The sequence below is a fragment of the Halomonas sp. FeN2 genome, assembly GCF_020595105.1.
In the GTDB taxonomy this organism is placed as follows: domain Bacteria; phylum Pseudomonadota; class Gammaproteobacteria; order Pseudomonadales; family Halomonadaceae; genus Vreelandella; species Vreelandella neptunia.
In genome coordinates this window covers 3,262,796-3,280,713 of sequence record NZ_CP074200.1, presented here as the reverse complement: position 1 = coordinate 3,280,713, position 17,918 = coordinate 3,262,796, and the positions used below count along the sequence as shown (strand labels likewise).

The following is a 17,918-nucleotide window of genomic DNA, read 5'->3' as shown; positions in this document are numbered from 1 at the left end:
GCCATGCAACGCGCCCTTCAACGGTTATTGTGCACCCAGGAGATACTCTTATGCAGCACGATCATGACATTATTATTGTCGGTGGCGGCATGGTGGGCGCCGCCCTGGCCGCGCGGGTGGGTCATGCGGGCTTCTCTGTCGGGCTGGTAGAGAAAGGTGCCGAGCCAAGCGAGCCCTGCGGCGACTATGATCTGCGTATCTCGTCGCTAAACGCGCGTTCGCTCGCTTTTGTAAAGGCCAGCGGCACAGCGCTCCCCGAAGAGCGTAGTTGCCCTTTCCGGCATATCGATGTCGCCAACCAGGACGGCACCGGCCACGCGCTGTTCTCCGCCGCCGATAGCGGCATGGATGACTTCGGCATTTTTATCGAAAACCGCGCTCTGCAGTACGCCCTGTGGCAGCGCTTGGCGCAGCTACCCAGCGTCACTTGTTACACCCACTGTGCGCCACTGAGCACTATTGCGGCAACGTCTGCCCGCCAGCTTGAACTGGATAACGGTCAGACACTGAGCGCACCTCTGGTGGTTGGGGCTGACGGCGCCCGCTCGACCCTGCGCGAGCTGGCCCAGATTTCAGTGGAGAGCTACGATTACCACCAACGCGCCATGATCATTAACGTGGAAACAGAGCTGCCCCAGCAGGATGTCAGCTGGCAAGTGTTCACGCCGACCGGCCCGATTGCCATGCTGCCGCTACCCGGCCACCGCGCATCACTGGTGTGGTACGACCACGAAGACGCCACCCGTGCCCGCGAGGCGATGGATAACGCGACGCTAAAAACCGCTATTGAGGGCGCCTTCCCCCGCCGCCTGGGGAATATCACCCGGGTGGTTGCGCGCGCCAGCTTCCCGATTAAGCGCCAGCACGCCAAGCGCTATATCGGTAAACGTTTAGCGCTAATAGGTGACGCGGCTCACGTGGTGCACCCGCTGGCAGGCCAGGGATTAAATATTGGCCTGCACGACGCCGACACTCTTGCCGAGATTATCATTCAGGGACGCGACCCCGGCGATTACCTCAACCTGCTCCGCTTTGAGTGCCAGCGCCGGGCGGCTAACCAGGCGATGATCGCCGCCACCGACAGCTTTCACCACCTGTTTACCGGCGCCAAACCGCTGCGCCAGTTAGGCGATTTAAGCCTGCAGCTCGCCGAGCGTTTCCCGTTCGCCAAACGCATGATGATGCAACAAGCCAACGGGTTGAATCCGTTTAAAATGCGCTAATGGCGGGCAGTATGCGTTTATTCAGCTAAGGGCCAAACGGTTGAGCCCTGCCCTTAGCTGACTATTAGGGCATCAGCTTTTCGCTCTGAACCGAGCAGTAAGGGTTGCAGAAAGATATAGAGACGCTTGTAGCCTTCACAATGCCCTCTACCCCACAAAACGCTTCGCCATAACCCAGCTTGGCGGTTTTAACAACTTCACAACAAGTCTTAAGTCATCCAACCTATCCCCGTCCGCACTAGCGCAATGCGACTATAAAGCAGCCGTCTTTCAACTCTATTAACCAATTCCTCTTCATAAGGATAAAAATGAGTTTCATTATTCTTTTAACTATTAGCGAATTCTAAAACCTATAACAAGAAACGTTAAAGACAACAGTAGTATTCACTGTGCAAGCGTACTCGTGAGTAGCACCAATCTTATAAACCTTATACATGTCAGCCTAATGGAAGTTTTTTCACTTTAACTCTTTAGCACCAAGCCTTGGTGCCGATAGTAGGAAAGGAGCCTTGGGTGCTCCCCCACCATGCGGTTTACAGGGCTCTTCCCGCAAGCTTCATGACTCCCCTTCCTATATGAGAAAAGATAATGCTGCAGGCACTCCACCGTGTTTCATTAGGGCGTAAATTTATATTAGTTCTAGCCTTACCATTGATAGCCATGACATGGTTAGCCGTGGCGGGTATTTTGGAACGAAAAGAACTTGTCTCTGAAATGAGCCACCTTCAGGAAATGACCGTGCTAAGCCAATATGCCGGTGAATTGGTTCATGAGCTTCAGCGTGAGCGAGGAATGTCAGCAGCATTTCTAGGTAGCAATGGGAATAATTTCCGTGCGGAACTCCCCGACCAGCGCCGAGAAACTGACAAGCGGCTCAACGAGTTCAACACCTATACGGCTAGCCTAGTCTTTACTGACGCTGATGCCGAAGTTCAAGCCCAGGTGAACCAGGCCAACAACCTTTTAGAAGAGTTAACCACCCACCGCCAGCGCGTTGATAGCCAGGATATAGTAGGTGAACAATCTAATGGCTACTACACAAGCATTAATAACTTCTTAATTAGTATTGTTAGCCAATTAACATTCAGCGTCGAACAAGGCGAAGTTATCAGACAGCTCAATGCTTACTACAACTTGTTGAACATTAAAGAGCTGGCTGGCATAGAGCGCGCCATGTTAACCACCGCGTTCAGTACTGATGCCATGTCTAGCGATATGCACTCCAACCTTCTCTCTTTAACGGGCCGGTCTAGCGTATATATCAGCAGTTTTAACAGTTTTGCGAATGAGAGTATTCAAAACGAGCTGGCTGGGGTATTGGCAAGCGACCTTGCCCAAAACCTGTTAGGAATGCGTGGTATCGCCATTGAACAAGGGACAGCGGGCAATTTTAACGTTGACCACCAACAATGGTTTGAACAGCAGACCGCACTCATTGACCGAATCGCAGTGGTTGGACAGAAGGCAGCCGAGGTTTTGCTTGAGACGGCTCAAAACTTGCGTGATAAAGCGGTAAGTGAACTGACGTATTACTTGGTTTTCTCTTTGGCAGCCGCGATTTTAGCCATTGTGCTATCGGTGCTGATTGTCCGTAGTATCGCGCGGCCCTTACAAATAGCACTTAAAAATGTCCAAACACGCGGTGGCGACCTCACTCAGCGCCTAGCCGTGCCTGGTAGCGATGAACTGTCTCAGCTCTATCAAGCCTTCAATGAATCGACGAGTAAAACAGAAGAGTTAGTGGCTGGCATCAAACAGGGCGCTCAATCCGTCGAGCTAGCCAGTAAAGAGATTGCGAATGGCAATGCAGATCTCGCGCAACGCACAGAAGAGCAGTCCGCTTCGCTGGTTGAAACAGCGTCCAGCATGGAACAGATTACGGCGACCGTAAAACAGAGTGCAGATACCGCCCAGGAAGCACGTCGCTCCACACAAGAGATGGCTAATCAGGCCAATGAGGCGAACGTGATAGCCGAACAGGCTCGCGTGGCAATGGAGCAGATCGAAAGAGCCAACGAAAAAGTCACGGCGATCGTTGAAGCCATCGACAACATTGCCTTCCAGACTAACCTGCTTGCCTTGAATGCCTCCGTCGAAGCTGCGCGTGCGGGAGAGCAAGGTCGAGGGTTCGCTGTTGTGGCCTCCGAAGTACGCAATCTCGCCAGCCGCAGTGCAGAAGAAGCCAAGCAAATCCGTAAGCTCATCGAAAACAATGTGGCAAGCATCAAGGAAGGCGGCAACCTTGTAACGTCCACCAGTGAAACGCTAAAAACTATTGCAGAACGCGCGCAGCACACCGCCGCGCTGGTGTCAGAAATATCGTCTGCCACTAACGAACAGTCACACGGTATTGAACAAATCAACCAGGCGTTGACCCAGTTGGAAGAAGTAACCCAGCAAAACGCGGCGCTGGTCGAGCAAGTGGCCACCGCGAGCCGCTCGCTCGACGATCAGGCAGGCGACATGGCCGACATGGTGGGCCGCTTCAAGGTTAGCGAAGGGGATAATTCAATGGCGTTGGCCCATCACGCCTACTAGCACCAAAAACCCTCCTTAAGCAGCCCACCCCTCGGTGGGCTGTTTTGATATAAAAAGCGCTAAACCTGACTATGCTGAGTAAGCGCCGCCCCTGGCGGCCAATAACAATGACAATTTCTCAGTAAAGGACGTCTCATGCGAAGTACACAGCGACACTCTTGCGTAATCACGGGCCTTGGTCTGCTGATGGCCTTCCCCCTTTGGGCTTGGGATGGCGTCGTCGAGAAACAGACCTTCGAAATGGATAGTTTCACTACCCAGGGCGGCGAGACGATTCCCAACGTCACGGTGGGTTGGGAAGCTTACGGCGAACTCAACGACGCCCGCGATAACGTCATTCTAATCACCCACTTCTTCTCAGGCACCAGCCATGCGGCAGGCCGCTATGAGGTAGATGGGCAGCCGACCGGCTACTGGGATGCCATCATTGGCCCCGGCAAGCCACTCGATACCGATGAGTACTACATCATCTCCTCGGACACGCTGGTCAATCTCGGCGCCAATGACCCCAACGTCACCACCACCGGGCCCGCGTCCATTAATCCAGACACCGGCAAACCCTGGGGCATGGACTTCCCGGTCGTCACCATCCGCGATTTTGTCGAGGTACAGCGGGAGCTACTGGAAAGCCAAGGCATTGAATCGCTGCATGCGGTGATGGGCGCCTCGATGGGCGCGCTACAGGCGATTGAGTGGGCCAGCGCCTATCCTGATCGCGTAGAGCGGCTAATCTCGGTGATTGGCGGCGGCGTTGCCGACCCCTGGTTGCTGGCAACGCTAAGCGCCTGGGCCGCGCCGATTAGATTGGATGCCAACTGGAATGAGGGTAACTACTACGACGGCGAGCCGCCCACCGAGGGCCTAAAAGAAGCGCTGAAACTGGTGACGCTCAACGCCAACCACTGGCAGTGGGCCAACGAAACCTTCAACCGCGATTGGGCCGATGAAGAACGCGACCCGGCTGAGGATATCAACGCCCGCTACGCCATCGAGAAAACGCTGGATGACATTGCTGCCGCCCGGGCTGCCACTTCTGACGCCAACCACCTGCTCTACCTGGTGCGCGCCAACCAAACCTTTATAGCGGGCCATGGCGATTCACTAGAGGAAGGACTTGCCGCCATCGAAGCACCGAGCCTGATGCTGTATAGCGAAAACGATCTCGTCTTCGCGCCCCAAGGCGTGCGCCGCACCGCCGAGCTGATTGAAGCAGACGGCACCGACGTGACGCTTGAAACTCTGGAAGGTAATCGCGGCCACTTGGATGGCGTGGTTTCCATCGACCAGGCGAGTGATACGTTGCGGGAGTTTTTACAGTAAGGGGGGAGCGCTGGCTTTTAGACTAAAGCCAGCGCTTAAGAAGTTACGATATGAACCAGACTAACTAGCCGCCAGGCCAGAGCCTCTAAAACATTAGCGGCTAGCGTTTTCCTCGGCCACCTGACGAAGCGCATCGACCAGTACGTCGGCAGGCTGGGCGCCTGAAATCAGGTAGCGGCCATCGAGAATGAAGCCCGGCACGGCGGTGACCCCTGCTTCCATGAATCGCTGTTCTGCTGCGCGCACTTCGTCCGCGTACTGGTCAGAACGGGCGATGGCCTCGGCGGTGTCGCCGTCCAGCCCAACCTGAATGGCCTTCTCGCGTAGAACCTCTGGGTCTGAAGGGTTTTTCGCCTCACCGAAGTAGGCATCGAACAGTGCTAACTGCAGGGGCGTCTCTAGATTTTGCGTTGCGGCCCACGCCAGCACGCGGTGGGCAGCGAAGGTATTGTTCGCCTGACGTTCCTGGGCACCACGAAAATTTAATCCAAGCTCTTCGGCCACCGCCATAATCTCACGCTGGGACTGCTCCATGGTGGCCGCGTCCTTGCCGTACTTGCGGCACAAGTGCTCTAAAATCGGCTCGCCTTCGGGCGGCATATCCGGGTTGAGTTCAAAGGGCTGCCAGGCCAGCTCAACGTCGATCTCGCCATTGAGTGTCTCTAGCGCTTGCTCCAAGCGCCGGTAGCCAATGGCGCACCACGGGCAGGCCACATCGGACACTAGGTCAATTCTCAACTTTTGCATAAGGGCTCTCCTTGCGGGGTTCGGTCATCAGCGCACAAACTGCGTCAGCACCAGATTGGGCAACTGTACCGGTTCGGCAAATGCAACGACAAGCTTGGCGTAGCTATGCCCCATATTCTTCAGCCAGCCTCCCCTAATCCAACGTTTTCTGAATTCGGTAAAGGAGCGCCAACGCCTCGTCTTCTGACAGAGGTGAAACGGCGTTAGCCAGCGCGGCCTCGATTTGTGCCGCGGCCTGTCGGCCTTGCAGCGCCTTAGCTTCACCACTGGGCGTTAATCGAGCGAGCTGACGGCGGCCGTGGCGGTCATCTTGCCGCCTGACGACATACCCTGCTGTCTCTAACCCCGCCAAAACAGATTGCATGGACTGAGGCGTAATAAAGGCTGCATTGGCGAGATCAGCGTTTGTCATGTCCGGTTGGCTCATCAACGCGGAAAGTACGGCATTTTGTGCGGTGGAAAGTCCGCACGCCTTCAGAGCTTCGTCCATGCGACGGCGTAACCGATGCTGAGTTCTTTTTAGGTTATACCCCAAAGACCTCTCCAGACTGTATTGCTTTACCATATAAGCTTCCTTACACTATATCAGGTAGCTGATATTATACATCACTAGGAGAAAAGGGCATGGCGTCTCTCATCGGCATCGATTTTGTGGGCATTCAGGCAGATGACCTGGAAGCCGCCAAGGATTTCTATCATGGCAAGCTCGGCCTGCCCATCATCAAGGGCCCGCCTGACGCCGTGGTATTCGACGGCAAGCCAGCGCCTTTCGCTGTTCGCAAGCCTCTCTCCGATCTGTCAGCCGCCAACGAGTATTTGGGAGCCGGGGTTGCGCTATGGTTTGCCTGCGATGATGCCGATGCTCTTCATGCAGAGCTCGCCAGAGACCAAGTCGCAATTGTATTTCCTCCCAAGGATGGCCCCTTCGGCCGTTACTTCGCTTTCCGCGATCCGTTCGGCTACACAATCACGGCGCACACCGCCATAAGTCAGGATAGCTGACATGACCCGCTACTGGATGGGAGTCGCCTGTGAGCAACATGCGCGGGCAGGCCGTGATGGTGGATTTGCCCAACTGGGTCACGGGAAGCAGTCTGCCATCAAGGGGCTGAAGAAAGGCGACTGGATCGTCTATTATTCCCCACGCGAAAAGATCGATGGCGGCGCTCCTGTGCGGGCGTTCACGACCATCGGCCAAATCACCTCGGAAAGCCCCTACCAAGCGGATCAATCCATGGGGTTTCATCCTCACCGTGTCGATGTGGATTACCTGCTCACCGCAGTACCGGCCCCGATCCAACCACTCCTTGAGGTGCAGGAACTGACACGAGGTCGAAAGGCGAATTGGGGCATCGTCATGCGTGGTGCAAAAAGGGAGCTTTCCGAAACGGATTTTCGAAGCATTGCCGTTGCGATGGGCGTTGATTGGTAATCACCCAACAACCCCTCGCGACCTTTCAATAGCAGCGTTGGAGAATCTCGCAAAGGTTGCGGATGTTAGCGCTGCTAGATACGTGCAAAGCCTGCGCTGGTAGCGAATCACCTGCTTGAAAGCACAGTAGAAAAAAAGGTTATTCGCCCGCCACTTCAGAAAAGTGACCCGCTTTATCCAGGGTGTATTCGGCAAAATCCCGCGCCAGGTAAAGCGAACCCGAGTAGACGCGATGGGCCTCCTTTCGGATATCCTCAATGGACGGCGACGCATGGGGGTTGATCTGGTAACGGGGACTGAAATGCGTCAGCACAAGGTTGGGTAGCTGTACCGATTCGGCAAACGCGGCGACAAGTTTGGCGTAGCTATGCCCGACCTCACCGGCCTTCTGAGCCATCTCTTCGGTATAGGTGGCTTCATGTACCAGCACCTGCGCCCCCGCGCACGCCTCGAACAACAAGTCAGGCTGATCATTGTCCCCAGCGATCACCACTTTTCTCGGCTTGTGCTTGAAGGTCAGGTAGTCATGGCTTTTTAAAAGCTCACCCTCAAACTCAACATCCAACCCTTGCTTCAACTGCCCCCACAACGGCCCTCTTGGAATTCCTTTTTGCGCTAATTTATCCACATCCAAGGCAGCATCGACTTTTGTCTCCGTAAATCCATAAGCATAGGACGGCGCACGGTGTGAAAGCCTGAAGGCGGTAATCGCCATGCTTTCAAACTCAACGCTGGGCAGGTCGTCCGAGTCGATAAACTCCAGGACGAATGGCAAGCATAGCTGCGTGGCCTCGCAGGTGGCCTCCAACCACGCCTTGATGCCTGCAGGCGCCACAATGGTAAGCGGCGCTGTCCGGCCACCCATTCCCGCACTCGCCAGTATGCCTGGCAGCCCATAGCAGTGGTCGCCGTGCACGTGGGTAATCAAGATGGCTTTCAAAGAATAGAACGACAGCTTCGTGTGCAAAACTTGATGCTGGGTGCCCTCACCACAATCGATCAGGTACCAGCCTTTGCCTTTGCTCTCGCGTAAGGCGATGCCGGAGACATTTCTGCTTTTGGTGGGCACGCCTGCGGAGGTGCCTAGGAAGAGTAGGTTCATATCTTTTTCGTGATCTCGTTATACACTCTCTTTGAAAATAAGGTAGTGTATTGTCAGATATCTAAATTTAAACAGAAGCAATTTTTAAATTACTATTAGGAGCATATTAATGTAGTTGGGTCTACCTACGACCGCCAAGCTCGGCCGACGCCACTTGTGGCTTTAGAATTAGCGTACTTAGCTCGTACGCCACATTTAGCGGCTTACGAGTTGCAATATTTTGTCAATTTAATTTTGTATAATGATTATCAAACTCTTTCTGAATATTCGGATTGTAAAAAGTTTTTTTCCCGCCATTTGGGTTTTTCGGATTTAGAAGCCGCTCATAGGCAAACTTTTTATCTTTTTCCAATCTTTTTCTTATTTTGTGATATTTTGCATTCATTTTGAAATCGGAATACCTCTTCGATAGCCGTGTACTAAGAATATCGTAATCCCAAGGATACTTATCAGAAAAATCCTCCTCTGACAGGTAGACGGCAGTGGCGCCTGTATCGTTGGTGATCTGTACAGGAAGGCCAGATGTACTCTTGACCTTTTGAAACTTCACATCAATTCTGAGAGTTAAGTTGTAATCGCCAACATCCTCAACGCCATCATATCCTTCTTCTGATTTTTTGATGTACTCCAAAACTTTCCTTTCGCTGGAATTAAGGGAAACACCGGGGGCTTCACTGAAATTCCTAAAGAAGGATAGCGGCATGAGGTAAAAATTATACCCTGATAGAACATCACCAAACCAAGATGAAACTAAATGGAGATAGTTTTGCAGAGATGCACTACCTAACTCCTGAACCTTCAATGACAATAGCAAATCATCATTTACAAAATGAATTGAATTATCCCTAATCTCAGTAAGAGCAACCAAGTTATCGCTCACCGCTTTATTAATCTTTACTCCATATTCTTCTGTGACAATTCGGTAAGCTTCAAAAAGGTTAATAGAGAGCGGATTACCAGAGCGATTCTTTTTCGGTCTTTTTACGGTGGACTTCTTTCCTGTTTTAAGAGTCCTGTACTCCATCGCGTAGAGTGAGGCCACTTTATTACTTGCTAAGTTCAGAACTTTCGCTTTTAGAAGCAATTCCCAAGAGTTGATGCACAATACTGAGAAAGTTTCCTCTCGATACTTGAAGTCAGGCTTGTTGTATATCTCTATTGCCGAAAGCATTGCAGCAATAGACTTTTCTAGCATTAAGCGAGATCGTGACTTCATGAAGCTGCCTTTGGTAAGTTATCGTTGTAGATCACAGGTTGCAACGGAGCACAGCGGAATTCGCGTCCGAGAGCAGCTAATTGTTAGCAATTGTCAGAAAAATCGCCGTAGATTTTCCATGTTGTAGCTGTATGATCTTCAAATGTTCCTCCGAGGTCTAGGCCAGCCTTCTGTACGCGAACTTTCAGACCTGCATTTACGCCAAAATCATCTTCATAATTGACAATTAGTGAAAATTTCGAGAGCCCAAATTGCATTCGCCCTTTAGATACAGCCTGCCAAGTCGGTTCGTGCGAAAACCATACAAGGTCATTCGGTATTGATGGCTTGTGCTTGTTGTTAAGAGTAGCCTCAAACAAGAGGGATCTCCCGCTTTTGACCGAACCACTTGCGCTTGCTGCTATATCAGCTTCAGGTAATGGAGCAGAGATTTTTGAGGAAAACTCTCGCGACCATCCACGTACATGCTCTACTGTAATCTTACTGGCACCAAGACTCATCAATAAAAGTATTGCCTCGGAGAACTTATGCTCGAACGCCATCCGATGAAAAGCAGCCGTCGTATAATAGACAGATGGCAATGCAGGATGTGCAACATATAAAGTTTGTTCACGAGGATGCCCTGGAGGAAACTGAAGCGCACCTGCTTCAGTTCTACCAATTTGGAGAATGTTTAAGCCGCTTTCTCTAGCCTTTGCCCAAGCATTAATCGCTTCAGTTGCAATCGAAACTATCGGCCCATAAATTGATAAATTTAGCGCCTCCTTCCCAACGCTTGCAGCAATTTTCCTCCAATCGTCAGGCCTTTCATCGGATCTCTGGTTATCAGCTACTCGACGTGCAGAGTCGACCACTTCGTCGGGCTGGACAATTATAAGCTGTCGTTCTGAATACGGAAGATAAAGTAATTTTTGTGCATTTTTGTCAGTCATAATTTTGTAATCCCGTTGAAATGATAGCTTACACTAGCGATCAGCCACGCGCTTCAGCGCGTCGGCTGCACCGCTTTTTAGATGCTGCTTAGCCATCACTAATCGCCTCACAAAGGGCTGAGAACATATCTTCCATCTTAGTATATTCACTCACCATTATCGCCAAGTGCGCAACGACCGTGGCCAATTCGCCAACCGAATTATTTAGTCCTTGATTCTGTACAACCCCTCCGACATACCCATTGTTATTTTCATTATGCGCGTTAGGCTTGGTGCCAGGATGGACATGGGTGTAGCTTTCACAGAAGTTTGAATACCAATCTTTATCCGCGCACAGCAGAGATGGCTCGTGCTTTTCTACGAGCTGTCGGATCTTTGCAGGGCTGAAATATCGAAGCCTAGTTTTTGTATCAGCCCCAATCCATTGCTGCAAAGAGTCTTTATCCACAACAGAGAGAGCGACGAGGTTTGCAACTTCTCCAATTCCCCGAATAAGATTTAGAGCCTCATCGTAAAATCCTCTGCAGATAAGTATGTGGGCGCTACTAGCCAAGTTGTAGGCCCTTCCAGAAAGGGCTTCAAGTATATGGTGCTCGCCAAAACACCTCCGGTGGCACGTACCTGCTTGGTAGAGAATGGATAGCGATATCCCGATGACGTTAAGGTCGCTCTTCACTGAATCCAGCTTTGCAGCGCTGAGCTTTTGGTTTTGCTCGGCGATCTTTGCAAGCATCTCTATGTGGTCAAGGCCGGAAGGAATGTCCATAGGTACGCTCATGCAGCTAATAATGTGTATATGCCCTGCCACATAACCCCAATGAATGAGCGGGCATATTGATAAGGGTTATGCAGCCACCGAAATGACTCTACCCCATTGGTTCTTCTGCCTACAAAGCAAATTTAGGCAGTATATCCAAAAATTCGCGTGCCATCGTGTTTTGCTCCGCCCAATTCTAGCCAACCCCCTCACACCCCATCTCCCCACCAAACCACTGTTGCTTGAGCCCCCGCTGCTTTTCCAACAACAACGTCAGGTACTCACGCAATGGGTGGGCGGATGGCAGCGCGGCAAGATGCTTACGAAGCCTGCGTTGGAAGGGAAACTGTTCAGCGGGCACGTGCAGCGGCGTCGCGTGTTGGGTGAGCCATTCGAGGGTGGGCAGGAGCAAGTGAGTGGCGTTGCTGTCGAGCGCTAGCGTGACGCCTTTTACATCGAAGTCACCGGCGTAGATATGTGTTCGTCTGGTTTTGTGCCACGCCTCGGCCAGTAAGGCAAAGCCGCCGCCGTAGTGGCTGTCGCCGCGGTAGACGACCAGCGGGTTTGCATAGCCGCTTAGTGCGGGTAGTTCCGGCGAAAACTCATAGAAGCTGTCGAGGTTTTCAACCTGGATTAGGGCGCTGAACGCGCTCAGCTTTAGCGCATGCACATCCACATCACGAATAGTGCGTGGTTCGTTGGCAAGACCTGCTATTGGCTGGGGTGGAAAGCTGACGAGCACCCGCCGTGCCCTTGGGCTTTCGCGAGTTGCCTTGTCTTCCTCCACGCCCTCTTTCGCTTGGGCGCTGCTGGTCAGGCCGCCGAGTGAGCGGCCTAGCGGGGCTATGCGGGCGCTTTCTAGTACGTCATTGATCTGTGCCAGCAGGGCGTCGTCAAAACGCAGTGTTTTACCGTTGATTCGCTTGGCCAGGTCAATGTCGTGCTGGTGGCACCAGGCCACTACGTCGTCTACCCACTGGCGGCGCGGCTTCTCCACCGCGGGCTTGCGGAGAAGTTCGCGGGCGACGCCGTTAAGGCCATTGCGTGCACGGCTGGGTAGGTTCATACGGAAAGCTTTAGTTCTACATCGTGGATCAGTCGCAGGTGGTTGAATTGGCTGGCTTGGCTCTCCTGCTGTTTGAGCCGAAACGCCTTCTGATCGCTGCGCGGCAGGCCCTGGTATTCGGAAATTACCTGGAAGAGCCAGATCTCATCCGGCCACTCCAGCGGGCTTTCGCGCAGGTATTCAAGGGCGCTGACCGGCGCCGCATGGGGCTGGTCGATCACGCTCAAATAGAAGTGTTCCACATCCTGCTTGAGCGCCTGCTGGCGGGCGGCGGCAAGGCTGGCTTCTTGAGTTAGGGCGGGAGGTGCTGCTTCAACCGTTTGTGTAGTGTGGCGCGGCTGGGGTAGCTGGTGCAGCAGCTCGGCGAGCAACCGGCTATCCAGGTTGCGATCCAGCGCCGGGGCGGCCGCCGCGCTTAGCGGGGCGGCTTGATTGACCAGTCCTGGCACCTCGCTGCGCCGGGCGTAGTTGCCCGGCACAAAGCCGGGGTGTTCGCGCATAAAGGCGGCCATGCCGCTGATCAGGCGGCTGCGCGCCTGCTGTTTGCGAAAACGCGCCATCAGCTCGATCAAGCGCCGCTGTACTTCGCGCAGGCTGGTGTAGTGGTGGCTTAGCTGCTGCTGCAGTTGGCTGATCAACAGCTTGCGCAGGCTGCCGTCGCTGCCCACCAGCTCGATCAGCTCGTCGAAGTCGATCAGCGCCAGGCCGTCCAGCAGCCTCGCGATCTGCTTCTGGGCGCGGTCGTTTTCGCGGATCTTGTCGTTGAGTTGGCTGACAAAGCCGAAATCACTATTCAGCCGCTGCCATAAGCTGTCGATGGCATCGGCGAAGCGCCCGTTAAGGTCGTCGACTTCCTGGCGCAGGCGCATTAACTGCTGCTCCAGCCGCCAGTGTTCGCCGCGGCTGCGTGCCTCCCGGTAGCTGTGCACCAGGGCACGAATCAGCTCCAGGGTTTCCGCCACGTCGGCATTCACATGGCGGCGGGTCTCGTCGGCAAGCATCTCGGCGATCAGTTCGCGCACCTTGGGCGCCAGCTTCACGCCGCTCTGCTCGTCCGGCCGCCATAGAATGCGCGCCGCCAGCAGCTTGCGTAGCGCGCTATCGCTAAGCGACTCCAGCGGCACTTCATCCCGGGTGTAGGCCTGCATCAACACATCGGCGTGCTTGCCGAGCAGCGCCAGCCGTTCACTGCCGGTTTTCAACAAGCGGCTTTCCAGGGCGTGTTCTCCGTTCGAACTCACAGCAGGGCCTCCTGGGAACCGGAGCCCTCCTCGCTGCCCTCTTCAATGGGCAGGTTCTCTTCATCGCGAATAAAGCGCACCAGATCCACCAGGTAGTCGATCTTGCCGGTGACCACGAATACCTGCCGCTCTGAATGGGGCTGAAGCAGGTAGCCGTGCTCTTTCAGACGCTTGAAGACCTGCTTTACCTGGGCATCGAGCTGGTCACTTTGCGAGCCAAAAAAGCTGTCGGTGGCCAGGCGCTCCAGGCGTTCGCGCAGGCTTTGGTTGTCTTCGCACTTGGCGCTGAACTCGGCGGGTTTGAGCACATCGCCGGGCGCGGCCAACGTATCCCGGCCCAGCGCCTCTTGAACCAGCTGCAGCCACTCCAGCAGCGGCAGCAGGCTATTGAGCGTCTCACCGAGCTGACGGGAGAGCTGATCGCGGGCGTTGTCATTGAGCTGACGCCAGGCCAGAAAGTAGACGCTGCCGTCTTCGTTGCTGGCCAGCCGCCGGTTAAGCGGCCGCAGGTAGGTATCGATCTCTTCCCGGGTCTCTTCATTGGTGAGATGACGATAGCCGCTCTCATCGCTGATCGGGCAAACAAACTCACCCGCCAAAAGGCGCTCTAGCAGTGGGCCATGTTCGATCATACCGTCACCTCCTGCTGACGTTCCTGGAGCCGTTCGGCCAGGCGGCTTAGCCGTGGCTCGATGCGTTTTAACACCCGCTTGTTGGGATTGGTCTCATCGCGGTCGATCAAGTAGCGGTTGGCGAACAGCAACAATACATCGGACTCGGGGTTGGGAAACGCACCGACGATATGAATGCGGTTGCTGTCGCAGGCGTCGAACAGTTTTTCGACGTTGTGGTACGCCAGGGTACCGATCTCATCGATGGGCCAGTGAATTGCGATTTCCGCATCGCCGCGCAGCAGTCGGGTAAAGGCGAGCAGGAACTTGCACAAAATCAAATACGCCATGCCGTGGCTGGAGGACTCCAGCAGTTGTCGGTCGTTTTTGATCACCAGATCCGTGCCGCCTTCGTTCAGGTGCAGTTCCAGGCGCAGCAGGCTTTCGAAGCTGTACTGCTGGTCGCTGCGCAGCAAATCGACCACGTCCGCCAGGGCGTTGAGGTAGTCGTCGCTGGGTAGCGTCTGGCCGGATTCGCGCCACTCTTTGTAGCGCTGGGCGAACAGCTTCAGCGGCTCCCAGAAGCCCAGTTCATCGATAGTGGACTGGATGCGCACTTCGGCCTTGGTGATGCCTTCCAGGCGCAGATCATCGGCGACCTCTTCAGAGAGCCTTCGGCTTTGGGCGCTGATGCGCCGGTTCAAATCCCGGAACACGGTGAAGAACTTATCCAGGTCGTCGCTTAGATTGCGCCCTTCCTGAATCAGCTGCTGCTGTTGATCTTCCAGCAGTTTGAGCATATCGCGCAGAAGCGGCAGCTGTAGGCGCGGGTTGTCGCTTTGCAGCTTGCTCCGCTCGCTCTCCAGCGCTTCGGCGAAGCCGCTGCTGGCGTCCTTGATCAGTTGGCTTTCGACTTCCAGGCAGCCACGGCGCAGCTGTTCGATGAGCTGGTGGCGATTACCCAGCGCCTGACGGGCGCGCTCGATGCGCTCGTCCACATCGCCCAGTGGCGTGCCGGGCGCTTGGCCGTCGGGTTCAATGGCCAAGGTTTCCAGTTGGGCGAGTAGCGGCTTCAAGGCTTCCAGGCAGGCGTACTCGCTCTCCCGCTGGGTTTTCAGCGTGCTAACCGTGCTTTGGTGGGTTTTGCGCGCGGCCTGAAAATCGTTTTTCAGGTGTTCTTTATCGCGCTGGAGCTTTTGCTCCGCCTGTTCCAGCTCGGCTTCTTGAGCGACCAGCTGCGGCTTATGCTGCCCCCACTCGACGCGCATAAAGCGGGTGTATTCGGTGAGTTCATCCTGGCGGGCGGCGGTGACGCGGATGCGTTCATCCTGGCTTGCCAGCCGCTCCTTGGTATCTTTTAGCTTGGCGGGGTCGACGCCCTGCTCGGCCAGCTCCTGGCTAAAGCCCTCTTCCAGTTCCGCGCGCTGGCGTTTGTGTTCGGCATTGGCGTCGCTTAGCTGCTGCTTATACTGGCGCAGCTGGGCCTCCAGGCTATCCACCTGGCTCTGGCCGTCTGCTTTTAGCTCCAGCAACTGGCTTTGGTGGGTCTCGCTAAGGGCGGCAAGCGCCTGCTGCTTCTCTTCGCGCAGCTCCTTTTGCGCCTGCTCCTGGCTGGATAACGCGGCCTGATGCGCTGCGCGGCGCTCCTGCTGACGCTTGGTATGGCGCTCGTGCTGCTGGCGACGGGCCTCTATCGCAAACTCGACTTCCTGCTCGGCGCGCTTGTGGGCCATGCGGCCCTGATCCTGGGCTTCGTCGGCCTGCTGCACCCGCTCGTTATGCTGCTTGAGCGCTTTCTCGGCGGCCTGGCTCTCCGTGTGTACCCGGCGCTTGGCGCCATCGGCTTCTTCGATGGCGGCCAGCAGGCTGGCTTCGTCCTGGGCGTAATCCGGCAGGGCAATGGCGGAAAGATCCAGCGCCAGCCCGAACAGATCATCGCTCGCGCCTTCTGCCAACTGCGGGGCGAGATCACGCCGCTCCAGTAGCTCCGGGGCAATCACCTTGCCTAGCTGCTGCTCCCAGCCGGGGCGGTGGTAGCGCAGGAAGTGGCGCAGGCTGCCCTGCTCCGGGTCGCGCTGCTGGTAGAGCGCAAAGCAGCGCTGCTCGGCGCGCTCCAACTGCTGGCGAAGTTGCACCAGCTGCTGTTCGGCGCTGTCGCGCTCGCGTTTGCGGCTTTCAAACTCCCGGCGCAGGCCATCCAGGGTAGCGGCGGAGGCGTTGCGCTCCTGCTGGGCCTGATCCAGGCGCGCCTGGGCAAGCTCCGCTTCGGATGCCTCTTCGGCGGTCTGGGTCGAAAGCGAGAGCTGCGCTTTTAGTTCGGCTAGCTGCTCGACGCCGAGTTCCAGCTGCGCCTGGTACTCGCCTTCCAGGCGTTGGCGCTCCTGCTGATAGCGTTCGTTGAGCTGCTGTTCGGACTCCCACTGCTGCTCCCGGCGCAGGGCTTTCTCTTCGACCAGGGCGTCGATCAGCTCCTGGGATTCACGGGTCTGGCGGGCCAGTGCTTCGGAAAGCTCGCGCAGGCGGCCGTCGAGACGCGCTTGGCTCTCTTTTACCGCGTCCTGCATCACGTTCAGGTGCTTTTGCAGCTGATCGCGCTGTTCCCGCCACTGGGGCAGCGCGTTGATGTCGCGTTCCAGGGCGGGCATGTCCGCATCGGCGTATTGCTCGTACTGGGTTTGCAGGTCGTTGAGACGGCGCTGGGTCTGCTGTAAATCGCTGACCACTTCGCTGTGGCGGTCGTTCAGCTTATCCCGCGCTTCTGCGTAGTCGCTCTCCCGCTGCTGGAAGTCGCGCTGGTGGCGGGCAAGCTCAGCATCCACATCGGCCATGCGGCGCTCTGCTTGCTGGCGGTCATCTTCCAGCTGGGGCTTCAGTTGCCACAGCGTGGCATCCAGGTCGGCAAGTTCACGATCAATACCGGCGAGCCGGGCCAGCGATGCCTGCAGCGGCTCCAGGCGCATGGATTGGCGCATCTGGGCTATCCACTCCCGGGCCTTGGTGTTGCGAATCCGGGTCACCGGGAGTTCAACGCCATCCTCTTCGAAAATCGCCGCCAGCATGGTTTTGAGGGTGTCCATCTTGCCCTCTTTGGCATGCACCGCCGAGACCAGCTTTTCGATATGGCGGATGCGCCGCTCGGGTTTCACCAGGCTGAACTGCGACGCGATCTGGCGCAGCTTCAGGCCGTCGCGGCTGTTGCCGTGCAGTTGGGTAAAGTCGTTTTGGATCACCGAGCGAAATTCAGAGGTCGCGCCCAGCTTGGGCGACACCGGCGTGCCGTTGCGCCGCAGGCCGCTGGCCCACTGGGTGTAGTCCAGCGCCGCCACACCCGCGTCGCTCTCCACAAGATAGTCTTCCGGCTGGTAGGGCGCGCCGACAAAGCGGTACTCCACCCCGCCCTCGGCCTTGCGGGTCAGCACCGCCTGGCAGATGTTGCCCGCTTCGCGGCGGTATTCGTACACCAGGTAGCTGTTGCGGTGGGGCAGGTAGAACGCATCAAACTTCATGCGCGTTTTGGGCACTACTTTATTGGGTAGCTCACCATAAAACACCGGCACCAGCCGCTGCAGCGTGGTTTTACCGGAGGCGTTGGTGCCACAAATATTGGTGTGACCGTCCACACTCAGTTCGACCACCCCTTCCAGGTGGCCGTGAATCATCACGATGCGTAGCAGGTGGGCCATGCCGTGTCCTTTCGATGACGATTTCAAGGGCGATCAGGATCGTTTTGCTG

General features: G+C 55.6%; 15 protein-coding genes. 5 read left to right on the top strand and 10 right to left on the bottom strand.

Annotation, left to right across the window (positions count from 1 at the left end):
• Positions 1-50: 50 nt before the first annotated feature.
• The 3 genes from KF947_RS15195 (at position 51) to KF947_RS15185 (ending at position 5,081) form a co-directional block, all read left to right on the top strand.
• Positions 51-1,223, top strand: a complete 1,173-nt coding sequence (locus KF947_RS15195; protein WP_227404341.1) for a UbiH/UbiF/VisC/COQ6 family ubiquinone biosynthesis hydroxylase — start codon at positions 51-53, stop codon at positions 1,221-1,223.
• A gap of 660 nt (positions 1,224-1,883) precedes the next feature.
• Entirely contained in the window at positions 1,884-3,761 is a 1,878-nt protein-coding gene (locus tag KF947_RS15190; RefSeq protein ID WP_227404340.1) for a methyl-accepting chemotaxis protein, read from the top strand.
• Between the two features lie 135 nt (positions 3,762-3,896).
• Positions 3,897-5,081 carry an E22 family MetX-like putative esterase gene (locus KF947_RS15185; RefSeq protein ID WP_227404339.1) on the top strand — a complete coding sequence of 395 codons (1,185 nt, stop codon included), beginning with the start codon at positions 3,897-3,899 and terminating at the stop codon, positions 5,079-5,081.
• A gap of 93 nt (positions 5,082-5,174) precedes the next feature.
• Here the strand turns inward: KF947_RS15185 and KF947_RS15180 are convergent, their stop codons facing one another.
• Positions 5,175-5,828: a DsbA family oxidoreductase gene (locus KF947_RS15180; protein WP_227404338.1), complete on the bottom strand. Its 654-nt coding sequence runs from the start codon at positions 5,826-5,828 to the stop codon at positions 5,175-5,177.
• 133 nt (positions 5,829-5,961) lie between these two features.
• Positions 5,962-6,318, bottom strand: a complete 357-nt coding sequence (locus KF947_RS15175) for a MarR family winged helix-turn-helix transcriptional regulator (protein WP_227404337.1) — start codon at positions 6,316-6,318, stop codon at positions 5,962-5,964.
• A 134-nt stretch (positions 6,319-6,452) separates the two neighbouring features.
• Here KF947_RS15175 and KF947_RS15170 point away from each other — a divergent pair, with 134 nt between their 5' ends.
• Together KF947_RS15170 and KF947_RS15165 are read left to right on the top strand one after the other, a co-directional pair.
• Positions 6,453-6,830: a VOC family protein gene (locus tag KF947_RS15170; RefSeq protein ID WP_227404336.1), complete on the top strand. Its 378-nt coding sequence runs from the start codon at positions 6,453-6,455 to the stop codon at positions 6,828-6,830.
• A gap of 1 nt (position 6,831) precedes the next feature.
• Entirely contained in the window at positions 6,832-7,260 is a 429-nt protein-coding gene (locus KF947_RS15165) for an EVE domain-containing protein (RefSeq protein ID WP_227404335.1), read from the top strand.
• Positions 7,261-7,399: 139 nt separating this feature from the next.
• Here the strand turns inward: KF947_RS15165 and KF947_RS15160 are convergent, their stop codons facing one another.
• From KF947_RS15160 to KF947_RS15125, 8 genes are all read right to left on the bottom strand, one after another.
• On the bottom strand, positions 7,400-8,362 hold the full coding sequence (locus KF947_RS15160; protein ID WP_227404334.1) for a ribonuclease Z: 963 nt from the start codon (positions 8,360-8,362) through the stop codon (positions 7,400-7,402).
• Positions 8,363-8,585: 223 nt separating this feature from the next.
• Positions 8,586-9,578 carry a DUF3644 domain-containing protein gene (locus tag KF947_RS15155; RefSeq protein WP_227404333.1) on the bottom strand — a complete coding sequence of 331 codons (993 nt, stop codon included), beginning with the start codon at positions 9,576-9,578 and terminating at the stop codon, positions 8,586-8,588.
• A gap of 83 nt (positions 9,579-9,661) precedes the next feature.
• Positions 9,662-10,510 (bottom strand): hypothetical protein, encoded by an 849-nt coding sequence (locus KF947_RS15150; protein ID WP_227404332.1) that lies wholly within the window; start codon positions 10,508-10,510, stop codon positions 9,662-9,664.
• 88 nt (positions 10,511-10,598) lie between these two features.
• A complete protein-coding gene (locus KF947_RS15145; protein ID WP_227404331.1) occupies positions 10,599-11,276 on the bottom strand; it encodes a hypothetical protein in 678 nt (225 codons plus the stop codon).
• 187 nt (positions 11,277-11,463) lie between these two features.
• On the bottom strand, positions 11,464-12,333 hold the full coding sequence (locus tag KF947_RS15140; RefSeq protein ID WP_227404330.1) for a hypothetical protein: 870 nt from the start codon (positions 12,331-12,333) through the stop codon (positions 11,464-11,466).
• A complete protein-coding gene (locus KF947_RS15135) occupies positions 12,330-13,574 on the bottom strand; it encodes a hypothetical protein (protein ID WP_227404329.1) in 1,245 nt (414 codons plus the stop codon). The genes KF947_RS15140 and KF947_RS15135 overlap by 4 nt, the downstream gene beginning before the upstream one ends.
• Positions 13,571-14,206, bottom strand: a complete 636-nt coding sequence (locus tag KF947_RS15130) for a condensin complex protein MksE (protein ID WP_227404328.1) — start codon at positions 14,204-14,206, stop codon at positions 13,571-13,573. The genes KF947_RS15135 and KF947_RS15130 overlap by 4 nt, the downstream gene beginning before the upstream one ends.
• Positions 14,203-17,868 (bottom strand): ATP-binding protein, encoded by a 3,666-nt coding sequence (locus KF947_RS15125; protein WP_227404327.1) that lies wholly within the window; start codon positions 17,866-17,868, stop codon positions 14,203-14,205. The genes KF947_RS15130 and KF947_RS15125 overlap by 4 nt, the downstream gene beginning before the upstream one ends.
• Between the last annotated feature and the right edge of the window lie 50 nt (positions 17,869-17,918).